This is a genomic window from Leifsonia sp. RCC_180 (assembly GCF_058138205.1).
This window is the reverse complement of the sequence record NZ_CP200340.1, coordinates 2,173,865-2,196,654: the sequence shown is the minus strand read 5'-3', so window position 1 is coordinate 2,196,654 and position 22,790 is coordinate 2,173,865. Positions and strand designations below refer to the sequence as shown.

Genomic DNA, 22,790 nt, shown 5'->3' with positions numbered 1-22,790 from the left:
ATTCTACCGTGCGGCGCCGACAGTGCGGTCCGACGCTGCGACGGCGGCCGCGTAGGCGACGGCACGGCCTTCGAGGTCGGTCCGCAGCCGCTGGAAGAGCGCAGCAGACGCGGCTCCCGGCCAGCCGGCAGGGAGGGCTGCGGAGGGCAGGCCGGGATCGCGGTAGGGGATGACGCGCCACTCGTCGAGCGCGCGCATCCACAGGGCGAAGGCCTGGCCGTCGTCCGCGGGCGCGGCAACCCCCGAGAAGTGCCCCACGAACGACTCGTGGACGGCGCGGATCGCGGGAAGGTCGTACCAGCGCGCGAGGCCGGCGGCGAGGTCGCCTCGGGGAACGGTGTCGGCGAACAGCGCGACGACGCCATGGTCGTCGGAGGGGATGCCGACCGCCGCTGCGACCTCGTCCTCCAATGCGGCGGGCGCGATCCACAGACCGTCGGCGACGCTGCCGCAGCCGAGCGACGCGAGCCGGCGGCGCAGCCGGTCACGGCTCGCCCGCCGGCGCTCGGGAAAGGAGAACGACAGCAGGCACCAGGAGGAGGCTTCCGTGCGTTCGCCGAAGATGCGCGCATCCCCGCTCTCCAGCATCGAGACGGCGGCCGGCTCGAGCGCGTACCCGGGGATCCCGTCCCGGGGCTCCCGGCGGAGGACCCCCCGCGAGCACAGTCGCGCAAGGCTCGACCGCGCGGTCGTGGACGGGACCCCCAGGTCGTCCATGAGCCGCACAGCGCCCGCCGCGCTCATCCATCCTCCGATCGGGCGGAGGACGCTGCCGACGACCGTGCGCAGCAGCGCCGTCGCGCTGCCGCTCGTGGCCTCGAGGTCGTCGCGGGCGGCGGCCTCAGTCATGCGTGAGCTCGCCGAGCGCGTCGCGCACGGCCGCCATCCCGGCGCAGACCTCCTCGAACGAGGTGCTCAGCGGCGAGAGGCCGACGCGCAGACCACCGGGGTCGCGGTAGTCCGGGATGACGTCCCGCTCCCAGAGCAGCGCCGTGACCTCGCGCATGGCCGGGTGACGCAGGGTGATGTGGCCGCCACGGCGCTCCGGCTCGCGCGGTGTGGCGAGGGTGGCACCCAGCGGGGTGAGCCACTCGTCGGCGAGAGCGATGGCGAACTCCGTCAACGCCACCGACTTGGCGCGGACGGCCTCGATGCCGGCCTCCTCGATCATCCCGATGGTGTCGCGCATGGCGAGCATCCCGACGATGGGCGGCGTGCCGCTGAGGAAGCGCCGGATGCCCTCCGCGGGGCGGTACTCCGGTCCCATCAGGAAGACGTCGCTCGCGCCCATCCACCCCTGGATGGGCTGGGTCAGGTGCGGGATGAGCCGGGCGTTCACGTAGCCGAAGGCGGGGGAGCCGGGGCCGCCGTTCAGGTACTTGTAGGTGCAGCCGACCGCGAGGTCGACGTCGGCGGCATCGAGCTCGACCGGGACCGAGCCGGCGGAGTGGCAGAGGTCCCACAGCACGAGCGCGCCCGCGTCGTGCACGATCCGCGTGATGGCGTGCAGGTCGGCCAGGAAGCCGGACCTATACGCGACGTGGCTGAGCACGACCAGCGCCGTCCGCGGGCCGACGGCGGCCGCGACCTGCTCGGGCGTGACGCCCGCTTCCGTGTCCGCCTCGATCCACACCAGCGTCAGGCCGCGCTCACGCGCGATGCCGTCGAGGAGGTAGCGATCGGTGGGGAAGTTGTCGGTGTCGAGCACGATCTCGCTGCGCTCGGGGAGGCTGTCCACCGCGGCGCGTGCCAGCTTGTAGAGGAGGACCGTCGTGGAGTCGCCGACGAACGTCTGGCCGGGCGCCGCCCCGAGGGCGACCCGGCCAAGCTGGTCTCCGATCGTGAACGGCAACTCCATCCACTCCTCGTCCCACCCGCGGATCAGGCGGTCCGACCATCCATCGATCAGGAAACGCTGGATGCCGTCGAGGCTCGCGCGCGTCGGACGGCCGAGCGAATTGCCGTCGAAGTAGGCGGTGACGGCGTTGCTGCCGTCGTCGATTCCGACGAAACGGCTGCGGAAGGCGGCGAGCGGGTCGGCGGCGTCCCGCTCGCGCGCCGCGGTGAGAGCGTCGGGTGCGAGGGAGCGGGGAGGGGCGGTGTCGAAGTCGGTCATGCGAGGTCCTCGGGAGGAGTGGGGGCGGGAGCGGGAGCGGGAGCGGGAGCGGGGTGGGCCGGGGCTGCGGCGCCGGGGCCGTCGACGTGCTCGGGCGTCGTGGTCAGGGCTCGTACGGTGAGGCCGCGGGCGGAGGCGAGCCAGTCGGGAAGGGCGGCCGGATCGCTCGGAGCGGTCCCCTCGACCCACGCCAGCCGGGGGCCGATCGTCGGCGCACGTCCGTCGTCGGCGCGGCGGAGCCCGGCGATCGAGCGCAGCACGGCGTCGGGATGGACGCCCGCCTCGAGCATTCCGCGCAGCTCCCGGGCGTTGACGCCGACGGCCAGCGGTCCGTTGCCGAGGTCGGTTCCGTACAGGATCCGGCCGCCCGCACTCGCGAACCGGCCCAGGTTGTCGGAGGCGATGGCGTGCTGCTCGGTCGGGTCGCCCCAGCCGTGGATGTCGAGGGTGCTGACCCAGCCGATGCCCCGGCGGACGCTCTCGGCGATCAGGTCGTCGTCCACCTGCTCGGTGAACGGGGTGTGGGCGAGCTGGTCGGCGCCTGCGTGGACGGCGCGAGCGGTCTGGCCGTCGCCCTCGACATGGACGGTGACGGGAACGCCATGCGCGTGGGATTCGCTCACAATTCCGTGGAGGGTGCGGTCGTCCACCGTTTCGCCCGCCTCGGTATTGAGAGTGACCTTGATGCGGGAGGCTCCCACCATGATGTTCTCCCGCACCGCCAGCCGCGCTTCGCGTTCGCCCCCGACCTCCGTCGAGGAGCCCGGCGGCCCCCACCCGGCATTGACCGGGTAGCCGCCCCGGCACGTGATGAGCGAGCCCACGATGGAGACGGAGGGCCGGGCGAGATCGTCGGTGAGCCAGCCCGCAGCGATGGCCGGCATCCAGCCGAGGTCGATCGCGTGCGTGATGCCACCGGCGAAGACGGCGGGCTGGTCGGTCAGTCCGAGATGCGTGTGGTGGTCGGTGAGGCGGGGCAAGAGTGTCCCGCCGAGGTGGCGATGGGGCGCGCGCGCCGGGATGTCGTCGACAGGGTGCAGGCGCTCGCCGTCGCTTCGGAAGGTGGTCGGACCGAGGAAGCGGTGGCCGTTCCAGACGGCGTCGACCGTGAGGTAGGCGTCGGTGGCGGAGGCGTCGCCGGATCCGGGATGCGCGTCGCTCATGCGGGCGAGCCGATCTCGGTGCGGACGGCGTAGAGCTCGGGGAAGAACGTGAGGTCGAGGGCCCTCTGGAGGAAGGCCGAGCCGCTCGATCCACCGGTCCCGGTCTTCATGCCGATGGTGCGCTGGACGGTCTTGAGATGGCGGAAGCGCCAGAGCTGGAAGTTGTCCTCCAGATCGACGAACTCCTCGCACGCCTCGTATTCGCGCCAGTGGTCGTTCGCGTGCTCGTAGATGTCCCTGAAGACGGGCACCAGCTCCGGGGTGAAGGTGTGGGCCTGCGTCACGTCCCGCTCCAGCAGCGCGGACGGCACCGCGAAGCCGGCACGCGCCAGGTATCGCAGGAACTCGTCGTAGATGCTGGGCGCCTCCAGGAGTTGGGCGAGCAGGGCGTGGGCGGCCGGGTCGCTTTCGAACACGCTGAGCATGCGACGGTTCTTGTTTCCGAGCACGAACTCGACAGCGCGGTATTGGTACGACTGGAAGCCCGACGAGTTGCCGAGGAACCCGCGGAACTCGGCGTACTCGGTCGGAGTGAGGGTCGCGAGCACCGACCACTGCTCGGTCAGGGTGCGCTGGATGTGCTTGACGCGGGCGATCCGCTTGAGCGCCGGCGAGAGGTCGTCCGCTCGAAGGAGGTCACGTGCGGACTCCAGCTCGTGGAGGACCAGCTTGAGCCACAGTTCGGTCGTCTGGTGCTGGATGATGAACAGCAGTTCGTCGTGGTGCGCGGGCCGGCTCACGGGCCGTTGCGCGCTGAGCAGCGTCTCGAGGTCCAGGTACGAGCCGTACGACATCCGCTCCCGGAAGTCGGTGACGATGTCGGGATCGAACTCGCGGGTGTTGTCGCCATCGGCCATGCTGCAATTCTGCGCCGATCGGCGATGAAGTGCAATACACCCCCGTCCGGTCTCCCGTCGTTCACTCCCGCTTTACCGTCAGTTGCGCGCGCCGTCGCAACCGTCTCCTAGCCTGACGGCACGCTGCAGACCCGCCACGAGAGGATCCGATGACCATCAAGGCGGTCACCCCGCGCGTCGTCGAACCACCGGCGCGCCTCGGGATGGGGGTCAGCGTGTTCCCGTCCGCCACGGCGATGGTGTGGCCGGGCGAGGGACACGCGCACGAGGCGGTAGCGGTGCCGGGGGTCCGCCTCGCACCCGGCGATGTGCTCGTGGAAGTGGAGCTCGCGACGGTGTGCGGATCCGACATCCACACGGTGCTCGGCCACCGGCAGGCGCCCGCGCCGCTCGTGCTCGGCCACGAGCAGGTGGGCCGCGTCGTCGCGCTCGGGCGGGGCGGGGCGAAGACGACCGACGGTCACCGGGTGGCGCTGGGTGAGCGGATCGTGTGGTCCGTCGCCGTGCCGTGCGGCCGGTGCGTGCGTTGCCGGCGCGGCCTTCCACAGAAGTGCCTGAGCCTCCAGAAGTACGGCCACGAGCGGATGCGCCGCGGCTGGGAGCTGTCGGGCGGCTTCGCGACGCACGCGCACATCCTCGACGGCACGCCGCTCGTGCGGGTTCCCGATGACATCCCGGCCGAGGTGCTCGCGCCGGCGTCCTGCGCGACGGCCACGGTCGCCGCCGCGCTGGACGCAGCATCGGTGATCGTTCCCCTCGAGGGTGCGCTCGTGCTCATCGCCGGCGCCGGGATGCTCGGCCTCACCGCTTCGGCGATGGCGGTGGAGGCGGGCGCGCGCGTCGTCGTCAGCGACCCCCTGCCCGAGCGGCGTGAGGCGGCCCGCGCGTTCGGCGCCTCCGCTGTCGCAGACCCCCGTGCGGCCCCGGGCTCGCCTGCGGGGCTCGCCGCCGTGCTCGCGAAGACGGGCGGCCGTTCCCCGGCTCCGACCATCGCCCTCGAACTCTCGGGCAATCCCGCGGCCGTCCGCTCGCTGTTCAGCGCCGTGGATGTCGGCGGCGTTCTCGTGCTCGTCGGTTCGGTATCGCCCGGCCCGGAGCTCGACATCGCGCCGGAGCAGCTGGTCCGCCGGCTCCTCACCATCCGGGGCGTCCACAACTACGCTCCCCGCCACCTGGAGCAGGCGGTCCGCTTCCTGGTCGGCGCGTGGCAGCGCTATCCCTTCGCCGAGCAGGTGGGCGAGACCTTCCCGCTCGCAGAGGTGGATCGGGCGCTCGCCGCAACCGGGCATCCCCGTGTCGGTGTTCGGCCGTAGCCTGGTCGGGTGTTGGACGACTTCTTCGGCATGATCCGGGCGGTTCCGGTGCCCGACGACGCCGAGCTGCTCTACGGTGCCGACGAGCTGAGTGGGCTTCGCGAACGCAACCTCCGCCGCTACCTCGAGATCGAGCACGCGCCCATCCTGCTTCTCGGCGAGGCTCCGGGATGGCGCGGCATGACGGTCACCGGGGTGCCGTTCACGTCGGTGCGCGAGGTGGAGGCCGGGGTGCTGCCGGGGCTGGAGCTCCCGCCGCAGCCGCAGGCGCCGTGGGAGGCATCCAGCCGCGTGGTGTGGGAGACGATGCGCGACTGGCGCGGCCCGCTGCCGCTGTCGTGGCCGATCTACCCGCACCATCCCTTCATCGCCGGGCGTCCGCAGACCAACCGCACCCCGCGGTCCTCGGAGGTGCGGCAGGGCGCTCCCGTCGCGCTCGAACTGATCCGCGCTCTGGGCGTCGAGACGATCGTCGCGGTGGGTCGAAAGGCCCAGGGGGCGCTCGCCGAAGCGGGCATCGAGGCGCCGGCGGTGCGGCATCCGGCGCAGGGTGGTGCCCGGATGTTCGCCGAGCAGCTGATCGCCCTGAACCGGGCGATGCTCGACGCCTGAGCGTTCTCTCAAGAATATCTCTCTAGGCTGTGGTGGCCCCTTGCCCCCACAACGCTGAGGACACCGTGACCGAGCTCGTCGACGCACCTGCCCCGCCTTCCGCCGCCCATCCGACGCCGAGCGCACCCGCCGGCAACCGCCCGGTCCGCAGCGGGATCGCCGCGCTGATCTTCGCGAGCCGGTGGCTGCAGGCGCCGCTCTACCTCGGCCTGATCGCCGCGCAGCTGATCTACGTCTGGGTGTTCATGACCGAGTTGTGGCATCTCGCCGAGGATGTGATCGCGCATCCCGGCGCGATCAAAGAGGCGGACGTGATGCTCGCCGTGCTCGGGCTCATCGATGTCGTCATGATCGCCAACCTGCTGATCATGGTGATCATCGGCGGGTACGAGACCTTCGTGTCCCGGGTCAAGGTCGAGGGTCATCCGGACCAGCCGGAGTGGCTCTCGCACGTCAATGCGAACGTGCTCAAGGTGAAGCTGGCGATGGCGATCATCGGGATCTCGTCCATCCACCTCCTGAAGACGTTCATCGCTGTCGGCGACCTCGGGATCGCGGGTGGCGGGGCTCTCGGGTCGGAGCGCTACACCTCGGAGGGCGTGTTCTGGCAGGTCGTCATCCACACGATCTTCATCCTCTCCGCGGTCGCCCTGGCGTTCATCGACAGGATGTCGAAGCCCCGTCACTGACCGCGTGAGCAGGATTCGGCGGCGTCAGTCGAGCGCCACCGCGGCGCGGTGCTGAGCCGTCTTCTCCAGGTAGACGGCCGCGTTCAAGGCGATGCCGCGCACCTCCTCGTCGGTCAGCTCCCTGCGCACCTTCGCCGGAATGCCTGCCACGAGCGAGCGCGGCGGAATGACGGCGCCCTGCGTGACGACCGCCCCCGCGGCGACGAGCGACCCGGCTCCGATGCGGGCGCCGTTCAGGACGGTGGCGCTCATCCCGATCAGCACGTCGTCCTCGATGGTGCAGCCGTGCAACACCGCGTTGTGGCCGACGGAGACGCGTTCCCCGACGGTGAGTGGGAAGGCGGGGTCGGCGTGGGCGGACACGTTGTCCTGCAGGTTGGAGTCGCGGCCGATGACGATCGGGGCGTTGTCCGCCCGCACCACCGCGCCGTACCAGACGCTCGCGCCGGCCTGGAGTTCGACCTCCCCGACGACAGTCGCGCCCGGCGCCACCCAGGCGTCGTCGGCCACCTTGGGCGAGCGTTTCCCCGGGAGGGCGTAGAGCATGGCCGGTCCTTCCTGTCGACGACCTCACGCTACTTGACGCGGATTGGTCCGTGCCGTATATTCCTCATGGAATAATCAACACGGAAGCACGAAAAGGTATGTCCGAACCCCGCACCCTCACCCCACTCGCCGTCGCCGCGCTCGCGCTGCTCGCCGAGCGTCCGTCGCATCCGTACGAGATGTACCAGACGCTCATGCAGCGCTCCGAGGACCGGCTGGTCAAGGTGCGGCCGGGCTCGCTCTATCACACCGTCGACCGGCTGGAGGCGCACGGATTCGTGCGCGCCACCGGCACCGAGCGCGAGGGCAACCGGCCCGAGCGCACCACTTACGAGATCACCGACGCGGGCACGCGCGTGCTCGGTGAGCGCATCACCGACATCATCGGCACGCCCATCAACGAGTACCCGGAGTTCCCTCTCGGGCTCGGCGAGGCGCACAACCTGCCGATCGAGACGGTGATCGCGCTGCTCCGCAAACGCGTGTCCCTCATCCGCGCCGACACGACGGTTCTGGATGATGCCGTCACGCAGCTGACCGAGCGAGGAGTTCCCGCCAAGTACTGGCTGGATGTGCGCTACCAACGAGCCCTCGCCGCGGCCGACGCGGCACTGCTCGAATCCCTGATCGCAGACCTCGAGACCGGCGTAGTGTCCTGGTCCGAGGACAAGCACTGAGAGAAGACCTTATGGAACGCCAACTGAAGCCGTGGCCCGCCCTGTGGGCGCTGGTCATCGGATTCTTCATGATCCTGATCGACACCACCATCGTGTCGGTCGCCAACCCGTCGATCATGGAGGGCCTGAACCTCGGCACCGACTACAACGCCGTCATCTGGGTGACGAGCGCCTACCTGCTCGCCTACGCGGTGCCGCTGCTGATCACCGGCCGGCTCGGTGACCGCTTCGGACCGAAGAACCTGTACCTCATCGGCCTGGTGATCTTCACTCTGGCATCCGCCTGGTGCGGGTTCGCCGGCTCGATCGGCTTCCTCATCGCCGCCCGAGTCGTGCAGGGACTCGGCGCTGCGCTGATGACGCCACAGACGATGGCCGTCATCACCCGCATCTTCCCGCCGGAGCGCCGTGGTGCGGCCATGGGCCTCTGGGGTGCCGTCGCCGGTGTCGCTACGCTGATCGGCCCGCTGCTGGGCGGCGTGCTCGTCGACAGCCTCGGCTGGGAGTGGATCTTCTTCATCAACGTTCCGGTCGGCATCGTGGCGTTCATCCTCGCGATGCGTCTCGTGCCGAAGCTCCCGACGCACTCGCACAGCTTCGACATCCTCGGCGTGATCCTGTCGGCCGTTGGCATGTTCCTGCTCGTGTTCGGCATCCAGGAGGGCGGCACCTACGACTGGGGCGTCATCTGGGGCCCGATCTCGGTCTGGGGACTCATCATCGCCGGCATCGTGGTGCTCGCCGCGTTCGTCGTCTGGCAGGCCGTCAACAAGAAGGAGCCGCTGCTGCCGCTCCCGCTGTTCCGCGACCGCAACTTCTCGCTCTCGAACGCCGCCATCACCACGGTCGGCTTCGCGGTGACCTGCATGGCGCTGCCGCTGGTGTTCTACTTCCAGACCGTGCGCGGCCTCACCCCGACGCAGTCCGCGCTGATGCTCGCGCCGACCGCGGTCTTCTCGGGTGTGCTCGCGCCGTTCGTCGGCCGCCTGATCGACCGGGTGAACCCACGCAACATCGCCACTCCGGCGCTCGTGCTGTTCGCCTTCTCGCTGTTCCTCTACTCGCGGATGCTGTCTCCGGACGTCAACATCTTCCTGCTGCTCATCCCGAGCGCGCTGATGGGCATCGCGATGTCGGGCGTGTGGGGTCCGATCTCCACCACGACCACGCGCAACCTGCCGATGAACCAGGCGGGCGCCGGCTCCGGCGTGTTCAACACCACGCGTCAGATCGGTGCGGTGCTCGGTAGTGCCTCCATCGCCGCGCTTATCTCGGGCCGGCTCGCCGCCGACCTGCCGAAGGCGCCCGGAGGGGCCGCCAACGCCGCCGGCGCTACCTCGGGCACCGAGCTGCCCGAGTTCCTGCACGCCGGGTTCACCCAGGCCATGTCGGAGTCGCTGCTGCTGCCCGCGATCGTCGCCTTCCTCGGCGCCCTGATCGTCGTCTGGTGGGAGCGGCCCAAGCCGCCCGCGTGGGCAGGCCAGGCCGGCGCCGCTCAGGGTACGCCGGAAGGAGCGGCCGCGCCCGACGCCGTCGGCGCCTCCGCCGCCACGCATGGCGCGCATGCTGCTCCGGTCCCGGTGGATGCGACCGTGCACGGCTCGCACGCGGCCGACCTGCCGCCCGCGACGGATGCCGCCCCGGGCGAGGAGCCGCCGCACGGCGTCCACGCCGCGCCCGTCACCGACTGACGCATCCCGCAGCATCGCGCGCGTCGAACACCCGAGACGCCCCCGGCCGCCCGAACAGGGCCCGGGGGCGTTTCGCTGCGCGTCCGGTTCAGCCGGCGGGGCGACTGAACAGGTTGACCAGGTTGCCGTCCGGGTCGCGGAAGAGCGCCGACCGGTTGCCCCACGGCATGACCGTCGGCTCGAGAACGACGTCAGCGGGGCTCACGCGTGCGAACTCCGCATCCACGTCGTCCACCTCGAATTCGACGATCACGGAGGCGTTCGACGCCGGCTGCGGAGCCGCGGCACCCAGCATGGCGACCGTCTCGACCCCGCCGATGGCGATGGTGCCGCCCGGAAGTTCGAACTGGGCGAACACCGGCGCAGGGCGAAGTGGAGTGACGCCCGTCACGTCCTCGTAGAACCGTGCGAGACGGTCGACGTCGGACGTGACGATGCGGATGGATGCGAAGCGCATGTGCTCCTCCTGAGCGACGGGGGATGTGTTGTCTCGACCAGCCTGGCGGGCACCTCCGACATCGGGTCCCCAGGGAGAGGTCAGGCGACCACGCGCACTGCGTTCGCCCACGGGTCGTCGAAGGCGAGCGTCCGTCCGTCGTCGCGGGTCTGCACGCCGTAGTGCCGCATCCGCTCCTCCAGGGCGCCCACGTCGTCTGTGGAGGGCAGCCGGATCTCGACCTCCCCGAGCCCGAGGGCGAGCCGGCGACGGCCGGCGCCCCCGCTGTTCCAGGTGTTCATCGCCATGTGGTGGTGGTAGCCGCCCGCGCTGACGAAGAGCGCGGACCCGCCGAGCGCCGCCGTCGCCTCGAACCCGAGACGATCGACGTAGAACTCGCGGGCCGTGGCGACGTCGCCCACAGAGAGGTGGACGTGCCCGACGGCGGCGTCACCGAAGACGGCCGTGTCGTTCGTCGTGGAGTCGGCGAGCGCGGCCCCGCGCTCCGTGAGGTGCTCGGACAGGAATGTCTGGGGGTCGAGGAAGAGCGTGGCCATCTCGACCTGGCCGTGCGTCCAGCTCCACAGGGTCCGGTCGCGATCCCAGTACAGCTCGACGCCGTTGCCCTCGGGGTCGGTGAAGTAGAAGGCCTTGCTGACCAGGTGATCCGCGCTTCCGGTGAAGGTGCCGGGCGCGCGCCGGGCGACCGAGTACACGGCCGCCGCAAGTGCTTCTTCGCTGTCGAAGAGGATCGCGGTGTGAAACAGCCCGGCCTCGCCCGGCGCGGCGTGCTTCAGCTCCGGTGCGTGCTCCAGCACGACCGCGGGTGCGGAGCCACGGCCCAGAACCACCCGGCCGCCCTCCGAGGCGAGGACGCGCAGCGTGACCGCGTCGCGGTAGTACGCCGTCATCCGGTCGAGATCGGCGACGCGGAGGGTCACGGCACCCATCGTCGAAGCGGCGGGGAGGAGTTGGTCCATACACACTCCAACCGGCGAGCGCGCTCCGATATTTCGGGACCGATCAGGTCTCGATCGCCCCACCGGTCTCGGCGAGATAGCGGCGCAGAGTGAGGGTGGGGTCTTCTGCCTGCATCCGGCGGTAGCGCGCGAAGTCGAGCTGGTCGCGCAGGGACGCGCCGGCGCGCATCCGCTCGGCCTGGGCGCCCTCCACCGATTGGATGCGCGCGGCCTCGGCGAACAGAGCGTCGCGGTCGGCCGCGTCCAGCACCAGGACGCCGTCGTCGTCCGCGACGATCCAGTGCGCCGGGCTGACCGCGACGCCGTCCAGGAACGCCGAGCGCATCGCCGTGCCCGCCGGCGGGACGCGCCGCGGACCGAAGGGATGCGCACCCCGGCTGAACACCGGCAGCCCGATCCCGCGCAGCTGCGCGGTGTCCCGGTGCCGCCCCCAGATGACCGCGCCGGACATCCCGGCCGTCGCCGCCTCCAGCAGCATGAGGTCCCCGACGCAGGCCTCGTCGTCGCGGCCGCCGTTGTCGACCACGAGGACGGCGCCGAAAGGCGCATCGTCGATCGTCTCGAGCAGCACATCCACGCTGCCCAGATGCGTCACCGGGGCTGCCGGGCCGGCGAACGGGCGCCCGGGAAGCAGGGCGACGAGGTCGACCGGGGCCGTATGGACCGCGATGCCCAGGCGCACGGCGGCGTCCGCGATCGCGGCGGTGGCGGGAGGGGGTGCAGCGTCCATGAGGCGACGCTATACCGCGGGTCATGCGCCATGGCGCATGCGCCAAGGCGCATGCGCCCTACTCGCCGGTCAGGCGCTCCAGAAGCTCGCGGTAGCGCTCGGCCGTCCGTTCGACGATGTCGGCCGGCAGCGCGGGCGGCGTGCCCGTCTTGTCCCAGTTCGCCGCGAGCCAGTCGCGCACGATCTGCTTGTCGAAGCTCGCCATCCGCTCCTCCGGTGTGCTGCCCGCTGCGTAGGCGGCTGCATCCCAGTACCGGCTGGAGTCGCTGGTCAGCACCTCGTCCGCGAGCGTGATCTCCCCGGTCCTGCGGTCCGCGCCGAACTCGAACTTTGTATCGGCGATGATGACGCCGCGGGCTTCGGCGATGGCCGATCCACGCTCATAGACATGCAGGGATGCGCGCCGCAGCTCTTCTGCGACGTCGGCGCCCACCAGCTCCACCGTGCGCTCGAAGCTGATGTTCTCATCGTGCTGACCCAGCGGGGCCTTCCACGCGGGGGTGTAGATGGGCTCCGGCAGGCGGTCGCCGTTGCGGAGCCCCGACGGCAGGGGGATGCCGCACACGCTCTGCGATTCGCGGTACTCCGCCCAGCCGCTACCCGTGAGATAGCCGCGGACGACGCACTCGATCGGAAACATGTCGAGCGGCTTCACGAGCATCGAGCGCCCGGCGACGTCACGAGGGATGCGCTCCACCACGCGCTCACCGGCCAGGGTGTGGTCGGGGATGAGATGGTTCGGAACATCGTCGAGCTGGTCGAACCACCACAGGCTCAAGGTGGTGAGTAACTCGCCCTTACCCGGGATTCCTGGCTCGAGCGCATGGTCGAAGGCGCTGACACGGTCGCTGGCCACCACCAGCACGCTGTCGGTGTCGTCGAGGCCGTCGCTCCCGGCGGGGACGAACAGGTCGCGCACCTTGCCCGAGTAGACGTGGGACCATCCCGGAAGTTCGCTCACCCGGTCCATCGTAGAGGGATGCCGTCATGACTCCCGATCACGTCCGTCTTTCATAACGAATGGATTATGCACAACGGATGGAGGCACTGTGAAGTGCATCAGAATCATGGCGACCGCGTTCGCGGCCGTAGCACTTGTCGCGGGTGGAGTATTGGCTGCGGCGCCCGCGTCCGCCCTGTCGTCCGGGCAGCTCACCGGCTCGTATGTGGCACTGGGAGATTCGTACGCGTCGGGCAACGGTGCCGGCGGCTACCTCGCAGAGAGCGGCGAGTGCCACCGCAGCTCCAACGCGTACTCGGCGGTCTGGGCGAAACCGTACGCGGGGGTCAGCTCCACGTCGTTCGCGTGTGCGACTGCGACCACCGAGACGGTGCTGACCGCGGGCGGCACCGCGGCACAAGTGGATGCGGCGCTCGCCGGCGCGACGAAGGTCACCTTGACCGTGGGCGGTAACGACATCGGGTTCACGGACGCGCTCACCACGTGCCTCCTCTCGGCGGACGACGGATGCTCCGCCTACGTGCAGAGCACCGTGGCGGCTGCAGTCGCGGCCCTTCCCGTGAAGCTCGACACCGTATACGCGGCCGTGAAATCGAGAGCTCCCCACGCTGACGTCGAAATCGTCGGCTACCCCCGGCTGATGGAGGCGTCCATCCCGTGCACCTCGTGGTCCGTGGCCAAGCGCCAGAGCCTCAACACCATGGCGGACACGCTGTCCGACACGATCGCGGCTCGGGCCGCCGCAGCGGGCTTCACGTACAGGGATGTCCGTGCGCACTTCGCCGGACACGGCGTGTGCTCGTCCGAGCCGTGGATCAACAACGTCTTCGTGGGCGCGTCCTGGGAGTGGATGCACCCGACCGCCGCGGGCCACGCGCGCATCGCCGCGCTCGTCGCCGCACCGAGGCCGCCGGTCCAGGTGTCGGCCTCGAACGGACGGCTCATCGTCTCCCTGACGCGCCAGCTGCACGCATCGAGCAGCCGCACGGTGATCTGGGTCAATGGCCGCTACGCCGCCGAGACGTACCGAGGATCGTCGTACTACTCGTCCGCCTCCGAGTCACCCAGCACGATCGACGTCGTCCCCGGGGTCTCCGTGGCGGCCAGTGACCGGGTGCAGGTGGGGATCGTTCCCGGAGCCCCCGGCGGTGCGCTCCCGTCGTCGTCATCGCTACCGCTCCTGGTCGACACACAGGTCGATTCCCTATACAGCGCCGTCCTGACCGGTGATGGTCACCTTGCGGTACACCTCGCCACGGCGTTGTTCCGATCGAGCGGCACAGTGACGGTCATGGTGAACGGCGTCTACCGCGGCTCGACGGCCTCCGGCACGGGCTACTACCTGGGCGGCTACTCGGCGAACGACGGCATCCATTTGACGACCTCCGACGGCGGGTTCGTCCACGGCGACCACGTGACGATCACTCTGGGGTCGCAGCCGATCTACGACGGCGTGCTCTGACGGCTTCGGTCGTGCTCCTCGCCCGGGCGGGGAGCACGACCGACCGCCGATCAGGCGAGGAGCTTGGCCTTCGCGGCCGCGAACTCCTCGTCGGTGAGGACCCCTTGTGAATGCAGAGTGGCGAACTGCTGAAGCTGGGTCATGATGTCGTCGGCGGGCGGTGCGGCCGGCTGCGCTGGGGCCTGCTGGGCCATCTGCGCCTGCTGTTGCTGCTGCTCGTACTGCTGCTGCTCGTACTGGCCCTGCGCCTTCTCCTGCTGTCGGCGCTGCACGTTCCCGGACACCGCCGTGGCGGTCCCGGCAACGACCGCCGTGCGCGCTGCCATCCCGATCAGTCCCGGGCGTCCCATTCGTCTCATCGGCATGGTGTCCTCCTCAACTCTCCGCGATCTGTTCTGCTTCGTCCTCGTACGCTTCCGCAGCCACCGCGTTCACGATCGGCGCGGGGATGCGCTCGCTGTGCACGACGACGCCGCCAGACTCGAAGAACCGGCTCGCCAGCGTCTTCGCCCACAGGTGCTCGATCACGAGGACAGCGCCGGTCGATCCGGGTTCGATCGCCTCGGCGATCTGCTCCACATCCTCGTCGCCGGCGATGCCGCTGGCTTCCAGGCTGATGTCGGTGATCCCGATGTCGTCGCCGATCTCCTCCAGCTCGATGATGTCGACGCTCCCGTCGTCATGGCGTTCCACGAAGACCAGATCGAGCAGTCGGACGGTTCCGTTGTCCACGAGGTCGAGGATCGCCTCGACCACCCCCGGAGACGGCCGGTCGGTGTCGAACTGCGCGACGATGAACTCCGCTGGACCAAACTCGAATTCGGCCATGTCAGCCCCTTTCCCGCGGTCCACCCCGCGTTCACGCGCACCATACTGCGCGGCGTCGCGGCCCGGCAATGCATCATTTCGGCGCCCTCGCCCCTGGCAGGATGTGTCCGGTCACATTCCTAGAATGGGACTATCGACCGGAGCGGACCGCCGCTCTCGGAGGCCGACCGAAGGAGCACCGGCATGGGCGAGAAGAATTGGGCAGGCAACTACGAGTACCGGGCGGAACGCATCGCCCGGCCGACGTCCGTAGAGGAGCTGCGCGACCTGGTCGTCGCCTCTTCGGCGGTGCGGGCTCTCGGAAGCAGGCACTCCTTCAACGACCTCGCGGACACTCCCGGACTGCTCGTCAGTACTGCGGACCTTCCCGGACCGGTGCAGATCGACGAGGCCGCACGGACCGTTACAGTCGGCGGCGGAGTGCGTTACGGCGACCTCGCGCGCGAGCTGCAGGATGCCGGCTGGGCGCTGCACAATCTCGCCTCGCTCCCGCACATCTCGGTCGCGGGCGCCATCGCTACGGCGACGCACGGTTCGGGCGACCGCAACGGCAACCTGGCCACCGCCGTCGCGGGCCTGCGCATCCTGAACGGCTCCGGCGAGCTGGTCGAGCTCCGCCGCGGCGACGACGGATTCGAGGGAGCGGTCGTGAACCTCGGCGCCCTGGGCGTGGTGACCGAAGTCACCCTCGACATCCGTCCCACTTACGATGCCCGGCAGCGTCTCTTCGGAGGGGTGCCGTGGGATGCGGTGCTCGGCCGGTTCGATGAGGTGACCTCTGCCGCGTACAGCGTCAGCCTCTTCACCACGTGGGATGAGGAAGCCGTGTCGCTCGCCTGGCTGAAGGAGCTCGACGGGGTGGAGACGCTCATCCAGGACGACTTCTTCGGAGCCCCGGCCTTGACCGAGGCGCGCCACATGATCCCGACGATGGATGTGCGAAACACCACCGAGCAGCTGGGGGTGGTGGGCCCCTGGAGCGAGCGGCTGGCGCACTTCCGGTTCGAGTTCACTCCGTCGAACGGCGCCGAGATCCAGTCCGAGTACCTGCTTCCGCGGGCGCGCGCCGTCGAGGCCATCGAGGCGGTGCGGGCGCTTGCGCCCGTGGTCGCCCCGTTGCTGCAGGTCTCCGAGATCCGCACGATGGCGGCGGACGACCTGTGGTTGTCCGGCGCGTACGGGACGGACGCAGTCGGGCTGCACTTCACCTGGTTCCGCGACCAGGCCGGGGTGGAGGCGGTGCTTCCTCAGCTGGAGGCGGTGCTCCTCCCGCTCGGTGCCCGGCCCCACTGGGGCAAGCTGTACGTCGACCGCGACGGCGTGGTGCCGTCGCTGTATCCGCAGCTCGACGACTTCAGCGCGCTCGCGTCCCGGTTCGACCCCGTGGGCCGCTTCCGCAACCCGTTCCTCACCCGCCTGCTCGGCTGATCCTGCCGCACGGACCGCGCGTCAGACGACGCGCGCGGCGATGTCCGTGCGGTACTGGGCTCCGTCGAGGTGGATGTGCCCGAGCGCCTCGTAGGCACGGTCGCGCGCCTCGGCGAAGCCGGTGCCGCGCGCGACGACGGAGAGCACCCGGCCGCCCGTCGCGAGCAGCTCCCCGGTCGCCTCGTCGCGGGCGGTCGCCGCGTGGGCGATGGTCACCTCGGGTACGCCCGCAGCCTCCGCCAGGCCGGTGATGGGTCGCCCGGTCTGAGGCGCCTCGGGGTATCCCTCGCTGGCGAGGACGACGGTCACGGTCGTGTCGAGCGCGAACTCGGGCCGCGGCAGGCGGCCCAGCCCGCCCGTCGCGGCGGCGAAGAGCAGGGACGAGAGGGGGGTCACGAGCCGGGGGAGCACGACCTGCGTCTCGGGGTCGCCGAAACGTGCGTTGAACTCGATCACGCGGATGCCGCGCGCTGTGAGGATGAGGCCGCAGTAGAGCAGGCCGATGAAGGGCGTCTGCTCGCGCGCCATCGTGCGCACCGTCGGCAGCGCCACGGTCTCGATGACCTCGTCGACGAACCCGTCCGGCAGCCAGGGGAGCGGGGAGTAGGCGCCCATCCCGCCGGTGTTCGGGCCGGCGTCGCCGTCCAGCAGCCGCTTGTAGTCCTGTGCGGGCGAGAGGGGCAGCACGTCGTGACCGTCGCTCAGAAGGAACAGGGAGACTTCCTGCCCGTCGAGGAACTCCTCGATCAGCACACCGCCGTGGTGCAGCCAGTGGGTGGCGTGCTCGCTGGCCGCCGCACGGTCCTCCGTCACCAGCACCCCCTTGCCCGCAGCCAGGCCGTCGGCCTTCACGACGTACGGCGCTCCGAAGTCGTCGAGCGCCTTCTCCGCCTCGGCGAGCGTCTCGGCGCGGACGGCACGGCCTGTCGGAACCCCGGCCAGCTCCATGATGCGCTTGGCGAACGCCTTCGAGCCCTCGAGCTGGGCCGCCGCCCTACCGGGGCCGAACACCGCGATGCCCCGGGTGCGCAGCGGGTCGGCGACGCCCGCGACCAGCGGAGCCTCCGGTCCGATGACGACCAGTTCGATGCCGTTCTCGATCGCGTACTCGGTGACCGCCTCGCCGTCGAGCGGATCGAGGCCGAGCTCGACCCGGACATCCTGGGCGATGCCGGCGTTTCCGGGGGCGGCGACGATATCGTGCCGCTCCTCCTCGGCGAGGAGCGCGGTGATGATGGCGTGCTCGCGGGCACCGGAACCGAGGACGAGAATCTTCACGCCCCCAATGCTAGAGGGGTAAGGATAGAGGCATGGCGAGAGCGAAGATCCCGGACGAGGTGGGCCGACCGGCGACTCGGACCGCCGTCGCCGGCGGAGCGGACCGGAACACCACCGCGACGGCCGTGCGCTACCTCCTGCAACTGCTGGCGGAGCGGGCGCCGGGCAACACCGTCGAGGTGCGCGTGCCTCCCTTCGGGGCCGTCCAGTGCATCCCCGGCCCCCGCCATACGCGCGGGACACCGCCGAACGTCATCGAGACGGATGCCGAGACCTGGCTGGCTCTCGCCTCCGGCGGTCTCTCCTGGGATGAGGCCCTGGCCTCCGGCTCGGTGCACGCGTCCGGGCAGCGCGCATCCCTCGAAGGGCTCGTACCGCTGCGCTACTGACGCCCTCCTGACGCCCGACGGCCCCTCAGCTTCCGTCTGGGAGAATGAACGCATGAGCGACACTCCGGCCGACGACACCCCTCCCGAGGAGACCGTCACGCCCGCGGAGGTCCGGGTGCGGCGCTCGCCGCGCTACTTCCGCTTCATGATCACCGGCGCCGTCCTGTTCGCGATCATCGCGCTCATCCTCACCTTCGCCTTCCCGGAGAATCCCACCTACGATCGTGGATCCGTCTTCGGCTTCCTGCTGGCGATCTGCGCGACGATCGGCGTAGCCGTCGGCGCTGTCGTGGCTCTTCTGGTCGACCGAGCGACGGCCCGTCGAGCGCGGAGCGTGCAGGCGGATAGAATCGACGTGCGCATCCCCGAACCCGGCTCGTCGCCCGCGCGGCGCGAGGGTTCGAAGCCGGAGCCCGGCACGCAGAACGACAGCACGAGCGACACCCAGAGCTGAACATCCCGACTTCCTGAAAGGGGTCCGCTGTGGCCGGAGGCGACGGTCTTCTCAGTCACGATCTGCTTCCCGGCGAGAAGGGGCCGCAGGACGCCTGCGGCGTCTTCGGCGTCTGGGCCCCCGGTGAGGAGGTCGCCAAGCTCAGCTACTTCGGGCTCTACGCGCTCCAGCACCGCGGCCAGGAGTCGGCAGGCATCGCGACGAGCGACGGGGACAAGATCCTCATCTACAAAGACATGGGACTCGTGTCCCAGGTCTTCAACGAGAACGCGCTGAACTCGCTTCCCGGCCACATCGCCGTCGGTCACACGCGCTACTCCACCACCGGCGCCTCCAGCTGGCAGAATGCGCAGCCGACGCTCGGGTCCACTGCGAGCGGCACGGTCGCCCTCGGCCACAACGGCAACCTGACCAACACGGCCGAGCTGATGCAGCTCGTCCACGAGCGCTACCCGCAGCATGACGGCGAGCTCTCGCGCGGGAACACCACCGACACCGCCGTCGTGACCGCATTGCTCACCGGCGACCTCGACCACACGCTTGAGGCGACTGCGCTGGAGGTGCTCCCGCGTCTGCGCGGCGCCTACTGCCTGGTCTTCATGGACGAGCACACCCTGTATGCCGCCCGCGACCCGCAGGGCGTCCGCCCGCTGGTGCTCGGCCGCCTGGAGCGCGGCTGGGTCGTCGCCTCCGAGACCGCCGCCCTCGATATCGTCGGCGCGAGCTTCGTCCGCGAGGTCGAGCCGGGCGAGCTGATCGCCATCGACGAGAACGGCTTCCGCAGCCAGCGCTTCGCCGCAGAGATGCGTGCGGGCTGCGTCTTCGAGTACGTCTACCTGGCGCGTCCCGACACCACGATCGCCGGTCGCGGCGTCTACGAGGCACGCGTCGAGATGGGCCGCCGCCTGGCCCGGGAGCACGAGGTCGAGGCCGACCTGGTCATCCCGACGCCGGAGTCCGGCACGCCTGCCGCCATCGGCTACGCGCAGGCATCCGGCATCCCGTTCGGTCAGGGACTGGTGAAGAACTCGTACGTCGGCCGGACGTTCATCCAGCCGTCGCAGACCATCCGCCAGCGGGGTATCAAGCTGAAGCTGAACCCGCTCAAGGAGGTCATCAAGGGCAAGCGCCTGATCGTCGTCGACGACTCGATCGTCCGCGGCAACACGCAGCGCGCCCTGGTGTCGATGCTCCGTGAGGCGGGCGCCGCCGAGGTGCACGTGCGCATCTCCAGCCCGCCCATCACCTGGCCCTGCTTCTACGGCATCGACTTCGCCTCGCGCGCCGAGCTCATCGCAACGGGCCTCGGCGTGGACGAGGTGCGCCAGTCGATCGGCGCTGACAGCCTCGGCTACCTGTCGGAGGACGGGATGATCGAAGCGACCGAGCAGCCGCGCGAGCGCCTGTGCACGGCGTGCTTCACCGGCGTCTACCCGATCGAGCTCCCCGACGCCCACCACCTCGGCAAGAACCTGCTGGAGCGCCCGGTCGTCGCCCCCACCGACGACGGATCGGATGCGACCTCCGACGGTTGCGAGCCGGGCCCCGACTCCGAGCTCGAGCCGCTGCTGAGCTTCGGCGACCCCGGCCGCCAGGAGTAACCGCCCTCGCCGGGTCGGCTGCTTTTCGCCTGCCCGCGACCCGCCGATACGATGGAGCCGTGACCGACTCCACCGCCTCCTCGTCCGCCTCCTACGCCGCAGCCGGCGTCGACACCGCGGCGGGCGACCGGGCCGTGGAGCTGATGAAAGCCGCCGTCGGCCGCACGCACGGTCCGCAGGTCCTCGGCGGAGTCGGCGGCTTCGCCGGCCTGTTCGACGTGTCCTTCCTGAAGGACTTCGACCGGCCGCTGCTGGCCACGTCCACCGACGGCGTCGGCACGAAGGTCGCCATCGCCCAGGCCCTCGACAAGCACGACACCATCGGACAGGACCTGGTGGGAATGGTCGTCGACGACATCGTCGTGGTGGGCGCGCGCCCGCTCTTCATGACCGACTACATCGCGTGCGGCAGGGTGGTCCCGGAGCGGATCGCCGCGATCGTCGAGGGCATCGCGCGGGCCTGCGAGCAGACCGGCACGGCCCTGGTCGGCGGCGAGACGGCCGAGCATCCGGGTCTCCTGGGCCCGGATGACTACGACGTCGCGGGCGCTGCGGTCGGCGCCGTCGAGGCGGATGCCGTGCTGGGCGCGGAGCGCGTGCGCGACGGGGATGTCGTGCTCGCGATGGCCTCCTCCGGGCTGCACTCGAACGGTTTCTCGCTAGTCCGCCACATCCTCGCGGCCCGCGGAATCGGGTTCACCGACCACTCTGAGGAGTTCGGCGGAATCGTCGGCGAGGCGCTGCTCGAACCGACCCGGCTCTACACGGCCCCGCTGCTGCGGGTGCTTCAGGATGCGTCCCTTGCCGGCGCCATCCACTCGCTCAGCCACGTGACCGGTGGCGGCATCGCGGCCAACCTCGCTCGTGTCCTGCCCGTCGGCTCGTGGGTCGAGGTCGACCGCTCGACCTGGTCGCCGACGCCGGTGTTCCGCATCCTGAGCGACCTGGCCGGCACGTCGCTGGAATCGAGCGAGGGCACCTGGAACCTGGGCATCGGGATGTTCGCGGTCGTAGCGCCGGAGGCCGCGGAGGCGGTGGCTGCGGCGATCACGGCCGACGGCATCCCCACCTGGCGCGTCGGGACGGTGTCCACCGCATCCCGCGAGCTGACCGGCTTCGAGCAGGGCGCCAAGGGCGTCGACGGCGGCGCTGTGCGTCTCGTCGGATCGTACGCGGGCTGAGCCCACGTCACCCGTTTTGGTCGGAGCGCGGAAGGCCGGCGCCCGGCTAGAGTGACGCGTGTGAGCCGACCGAACGCCCGCCTTCGCCTGGCGTTCGCGATCACCTTCGCGGGGTTCGCGGCTCTCGCCGCCGCCCTTTCGGCCGCTCCCGCCGCCTTTGCGGCTCCGACCGCGCCGGCGGCGTCGGTCGCTACCCCGGCCGACGCGCTCACGCCCCTGGTCGACTGTGTTCAGGATGCGCCGCTCGGCGCCGTCTCCTCCCGCACGGTCGTGCTGGGGTACCGCTCGTCGGCAGCCGCCCCGATCTCCGTCGCGCCCGGATCCGGCGTCAACGACCTCACCGCGGGCGTGCCCGAGCGCGGACAGCCGTCATCGTTCGACCCGGGCGAGCACCACGGCGTGTGGCTGCTGACGGTGGATGCCGCGGCCGAGCCCGACCTCGCGTGGCGTCTCGGCAGCACCGAGGCTGGCTTCGATGCCGCACCCGCGTGCACGGCGACGACGGCTGTCACGGTCAGCGCACCGTCGACGGTTGCGGCGGGCGCCACGGCCGCGGTGACGGCGACCGTCACGCGGATGCTCCTCGCCGCGCCGAGCACCGGCGCGGTGGCCTTCGCACTCGACGGTGGCGAGCCGGCCGTGGTTCCCGTCTCCGCGGCGGGCGTCGCCCGGGCCGACCTCCCGGTCTCGAGCGCCGGTCCGCACACGGTCACGGCCACCTACCAACCGGTCTCGGGATCCGGGCTGCTTCCCGCTGCCGGCACGGCGACCTTCGGCTCCAGCGCGCCGAGCGCCCCGCTCCGCATCGCCGCGGACTCGGTCGTCGCCGGGAGCACCAGCGTGTCCATCGCGGTGGCACGCCCGTCGGCGGAGGGCGTCGCGACGGTCGACGTCGTCACCGCCGACGGCACCGCGCGTTCCGGGAACGACTACACGGCGCTTGCCACCACCGTGCGACTGGGCGAGGGACAGAGCACCGCCACCCTCCGCGTTGCGCTCCCCTCGCGGCCGCCGGGTTCGCCGGCGGCGACGTTCTTCGTGCTGCTGCAGCGCGCATCCACCGCCGTGACTTCCGCGTCGGCCACGATCTCGCTGCCGGCCGTTCCCGCCGCCTCCGCTGCAGCCGCAGCACCGGCCGGCCCCTCGACGCACGGAGGCGCTGGCGGCGCCAGCGGCGTCGCACTCGCCTCCGCACTCCCGGCGGGCGACCCGACCGCGGCGAGCACGGCCTCGGCTCTCGCCGGCGCGGACCTCGCCATGATGCTCGGCGGCATCCTGCTCACCGGCGGCGGCATCGTCGGCGTCGTCGGACTGGTGCGCGCCGCAGGCGGGCGCGCGGTCCGCGCCTGACGCTGAGAGCACTGTCGCTGAGGGCACCGTCGCCGAGGCATGACAAAC

The 22,790-nt window shown here is 70.7% G+C and carries 24 protein-coding genes; 12 read left to right on the top strand and 12 right to left on the bottom strand.

Features of this window, described 5'->3' with window-relative positions; genetic code table 11:
• Positions 1-3: 3 nt before the first annotated feature.
• From AB7E03_RS10830 to kynA, 4 genes are read right to left on the bottom strand one after another with little or no spacing between them, the layout of a single operon-like run.
• Complete coding sequence (locus tag AB7E03_RS10830; protein WP_489941418.1) at positions 4-849, bottom strand: PaaX family transcriptional regulator; 846 nt, start codon at positions 847-849, stop codon at positions 4-6.
• The gene (locus tag AB7E03_RS10825) at positions 842-2,116 is read right to left on the bottom strand and encodes a kynureninase (protein WP_489941417.1); all 1,275 of its coding nucleotides are present in this window, start codon (positions 2,114-2,116) and stop codon (positions 842-844) included. The genes AB7E03_RS10830 and AB7E03_RS10825 overlap by 8 nt, the downstream gene beginning before the upstream one ends.
• Positions 2,113-3,279, bottom strand: a complete 1,167-nt coding sequence (locus AB7E03_RS10820; RefSeq protein ID WP_489941416.1) for an amidohydrolase family protein — start codon at positions 3,277-3,279, stop codon at positions 2,113-2,115. Before AB7E03_RS10820 ends, AB7E03_RS10825 begins: the two co-directional genes overlap by 4 nt.
• Positions 3,276-4,136 (bottom strand): tryptophan 2,3-dioxygenase, encoded by an 861-nt coding sequence (kynA, locus tag AB7E03_RS10815; RefSeq protein ID WP_489941415.1) that lies wholly within the window; start codon positions 4,134-4,136, stop codon positions 3,276-3,278. Before kynA ends, AB7E03_RS10820 begins: the two co-directional genes overlap by 4 nt.
• Before the next feature lie 149 nt (positions 4,137-4,285).
• On the opposite strand from kynA, the gene AB7E03_RS10810 reads away from it, so the two are divergent.
• The 3 genes from AB7E03_RS10810 (at position 4,286) to AB7E03_RS10800 (ending at position 6,750) form a co-directional block, all read left to right on the top strand.
• Positions 4,286-5,449, top strand: a complete 1,164-nt coding sequence (locus AB7E03_RS10810) for a zinc-binding dehydrogenase (RefSeq protein ID WP_489941414.1) — start codon at positions 4,286-4,288, stop codon at positions 5,447-5,449.
• Positions 5,450-5,458: 9 nt separating this feature from the next.
• Positions 5,459-6,061, top strand: a complete 603-nt coding sequence (locus AB7E03_RS10805; protein ID WP_489941413.1) for a uracil-DNA glycosylase — start codon at positions 5,459-5,461, stop codon at positions 6,059-6,061.
• 65 nt (positions 6,062-6,126) lie between these two features.
• Entirely contained in the window at positions 6,127-6,750 is a 624-nt protein-coding gene (locus tag AB7E03_RS10800) for a TIGR00645 family protein (RefSeq protein ID WP_489941412.1), read from the top strand.
• Positions 6,751-6,774: 24 nt separating this feature from the next.
• On the opposite strand, the gene AB7E03_RS10795 is transcribed toward AB7E03_RS10800, so the two are convergent.
• Positions 6,775-7,296 (bottom strand): gamma carbonic anhydrase family protein, encoded by a 522-nt coding sequence (locus AB7E03_RS10795; protein ID WP_489941411.1) that lies wholly within the window; start codon positions 7,294-7,296, stop codon positions 6,775-6,777.
• Positions 7,297-7,394: 98 nt separating this feature from the next.
• Between AB7E03_RS10795 and AB7E03_RS10790 the strand changes: the two genes are divergently transcribed.
• Positions 7,395-7,973, top strand: a complete 579-nt coding sequence (locus AB7E03_RS10790) for a PadR family transcriptional regulator (RefSeq protein WP_441780853.1) — start codon at positions 7,395-7,397, stop codon at positions 7,971-7,973.
• Positions 7,974-7,984: 11 nt separating this feature from the next.
• A complete protein-coding gene (locus AB7E03_RS10785; protein WP_489941410.1) occupies positions 7,985-9,664 on the top strand; it encodes a DHA2 family efflux MFS transporter permease subunit in 1,680 nt (559 codons plus the stop codon).
• Positions 9,665-9,752: 88 nt separating this feature from the next.
• Here the strand turns inward: AB7E03_RS10785 and AB7E03_RS10780 are convergent, their stop codons facing one another.
• From AB7E03_RS10780 to AB7E03_RS10765, 4 genes are all read right to left on the bottom strand, one after another.
• Positions 9,753-10,121: a VOC family protein gene (locus tag AB7E03_RS10780; RefSeq protein ID WP_489941409.1), complete on the bottom strand. Its 369-nt coding sequence runs from the start codon at positions 10,119-10,121 to the stop codon at positions 9,753-9,755.
• 80 nt (positions 10,122-10,201) lie between these two features.
• Positions 10,202-11,080, bottom strand: coding sequence for a VOC family protein (locus AB7E03_RS10775; protein WP_489941408.1), 879 nt, complete (start codon positions 11,078-11,080; stop codon positions 10,202-10,204).
• A gap of 43 nt (positions 11,081-11,123) precedes the next feature.
• Positions 11,124-11,810, bottom strand: coding sequence for an RraA family protein (locus tag AB7E03_RS10770; RefSeq protein ID WP_489941407.1), 687 nt, complete (start codon positions 11,808-11,810; stop codon positions 11,124-11,126).
• Between the two features lie 58 nt (positions 11,811-11,868).
• The gene (locus AB7E03_RS10765; protein WP_489941406.1) at positions 11,869-12,780 is read right to left on the bottom strand and encodes a phosphoribosylaminoimidazolesuccinocarboxamide synthase; all 912 of its coding nucleotides are present in this window, start codon (positions 12,778-12,780) and stop codon (positions 11,869-11,871) included.
• A 79-nt stretch (positions 12,781-12,859) separates the two neighbouring features.
• On the opposite strand from AB7E03_RS10765, the gene AB7E03_RS10760 reads away from it, so the two are divergent.
• On the top strand, positions 12,860-14,233 hold the full coding sequence (locus AB7E03_RS10760; protein WP_489941405.1) for an SGNH/GDSL hydrolase family protein: 1,374 nt from the start codon (positions 12,860-12,862) through the stop codon (positions 14,231-14,233).
• A gap of 50 nt (positions 14,234-14,283) precedes the next feature.
• Here AB7E03_RS10760 and AB7E03_RS10755 read toward each other — a convergent pair whose 3' ends face one another.
• On the bottom strand, positions 14,284-14,598 hold the full coding sequence (locus AB7E03_RS10755; RefSeq protein ID WP_489941404.1) for an SHOCT domain-containing protein: 315 nt from the start codon (positions 14,596-14,598) through the stop codon (positions 14,284-14,286).
• 10 nt (positions 14,599-14,608) lie between these two features.
• On the bottom strand, positions 14,609-15,061 hold the full coding sequence (locus AB7E03_RS10750) for a DUF6325 family protein (RefSeq protein WP_489941403.1): 453 nt from the start codon (positions 15,059-15,061) through the stop codon (positions 14,609-14,611).
• Between the two features lie 183 nt (positions 15,062-15,244).
• Here AB7E03_RS10750 and AB7E03_RS10745 point away from each other — a divergent pair, with 183 nt between their 5' ends.
• Positions 15,245-16,489: an FAD-binding protein gene (locus tag AB7E03_RS10745; RefSeq protein ID WP_489941402.1), complete on the top strand. Its 1,245-nt coding sequence runs from the start codon at positions 15,245-15,247 to the stop codon at positions 16,487-16,489.
• A 21-nt stretch (positions 16,490-16,510) separates the two neighbouring features.
• Here the strand turns inward: AB7E03_RS10745 and purD are convergent, their stop codons facing one another.
• Entirely contained in the window at positions 16,511-17,767 is a 1,257-nt protein-coding gene (gene purD / locus AB7E03_RS10740) for a phosphoribosylamine--glycine ligase (protein WP_489941401.1), read from the bottom strand.
• Between the two features lie 32 nt (positions 17,768-17,799).
• Between purD and AB7E03_RS10735 the strand changes: the two genes are divergently transcribed.
• The 5 genes from AB7E03_RS10735 to AB7E03_RS10715 are packed head-to-tail and all read left to right on the top strand — an operon-like array spanning position 17,800 to position 22,742.
• On the top strand, positions 17,800-18,156 hold the full coding sequence (locus tag AB7E03_RS10735) for a sterol carrier family protein (RefSeq protein ID WP_489941400.1): 357 nt from the start codon (positions 17,800-17,802) through the stop codon (positions 18,154-18,156).
• A gap of 52 nt (positions 18,157-18,208) precedes the next feature.
• Positions 18,209-18,610, top strand: a complete 402-nt coding sequence (locus AB7E03_RS10730; protein ID WP_489941399.1) for a hypothetical protein — start codon at positions 18,209-18,211, stop codon at positions 18,608-18,610.
• Positions 18,611-18,639: 29 nt separating this feature from the next.
• Positions 18,640-20,211, top strand: coding sequence for an amidophosphoribosyltransferase (gene purF, locus AB7E03_RS10725; RefSeq protein WP_489941398.1), 1,572 nt, complete (start codon positions 18,640-18,642; stop codon positions 20,209-20,211).
• Between the two features lie 59 nt (positions 20,212-20,270).
• The gene (gene purM / locus AB7E03_RS10720; RefSeq protein WP_489941397.1) at positions 20,271-21,392 is read left to right on the top strand and encodes a phosphoribosylformylglycinamidine cyclo-ligase; all 1,122 of its coding nucleotides are present in this window, start codon (positions 20,271-20,273) and stop codon (positions 21,390-21,392) included.
• Positions 21,393-21,452: 60 nt separating this feature from the next.
• Positions 21,453-22,742: a Calx-beta domain-containing protein gene (locus AB7E03_RS10715; RefSeq protein ID WP_489941396.1), complete on the top strand. Its 1,290-nt coding sequence runs from the start codon at positions 21,453-21,455 to the stop codon at positions 22,740-22,742.
• The last annotated feature ends 48 nt before the right edge of the window (positions 22,743-22,790 follow it).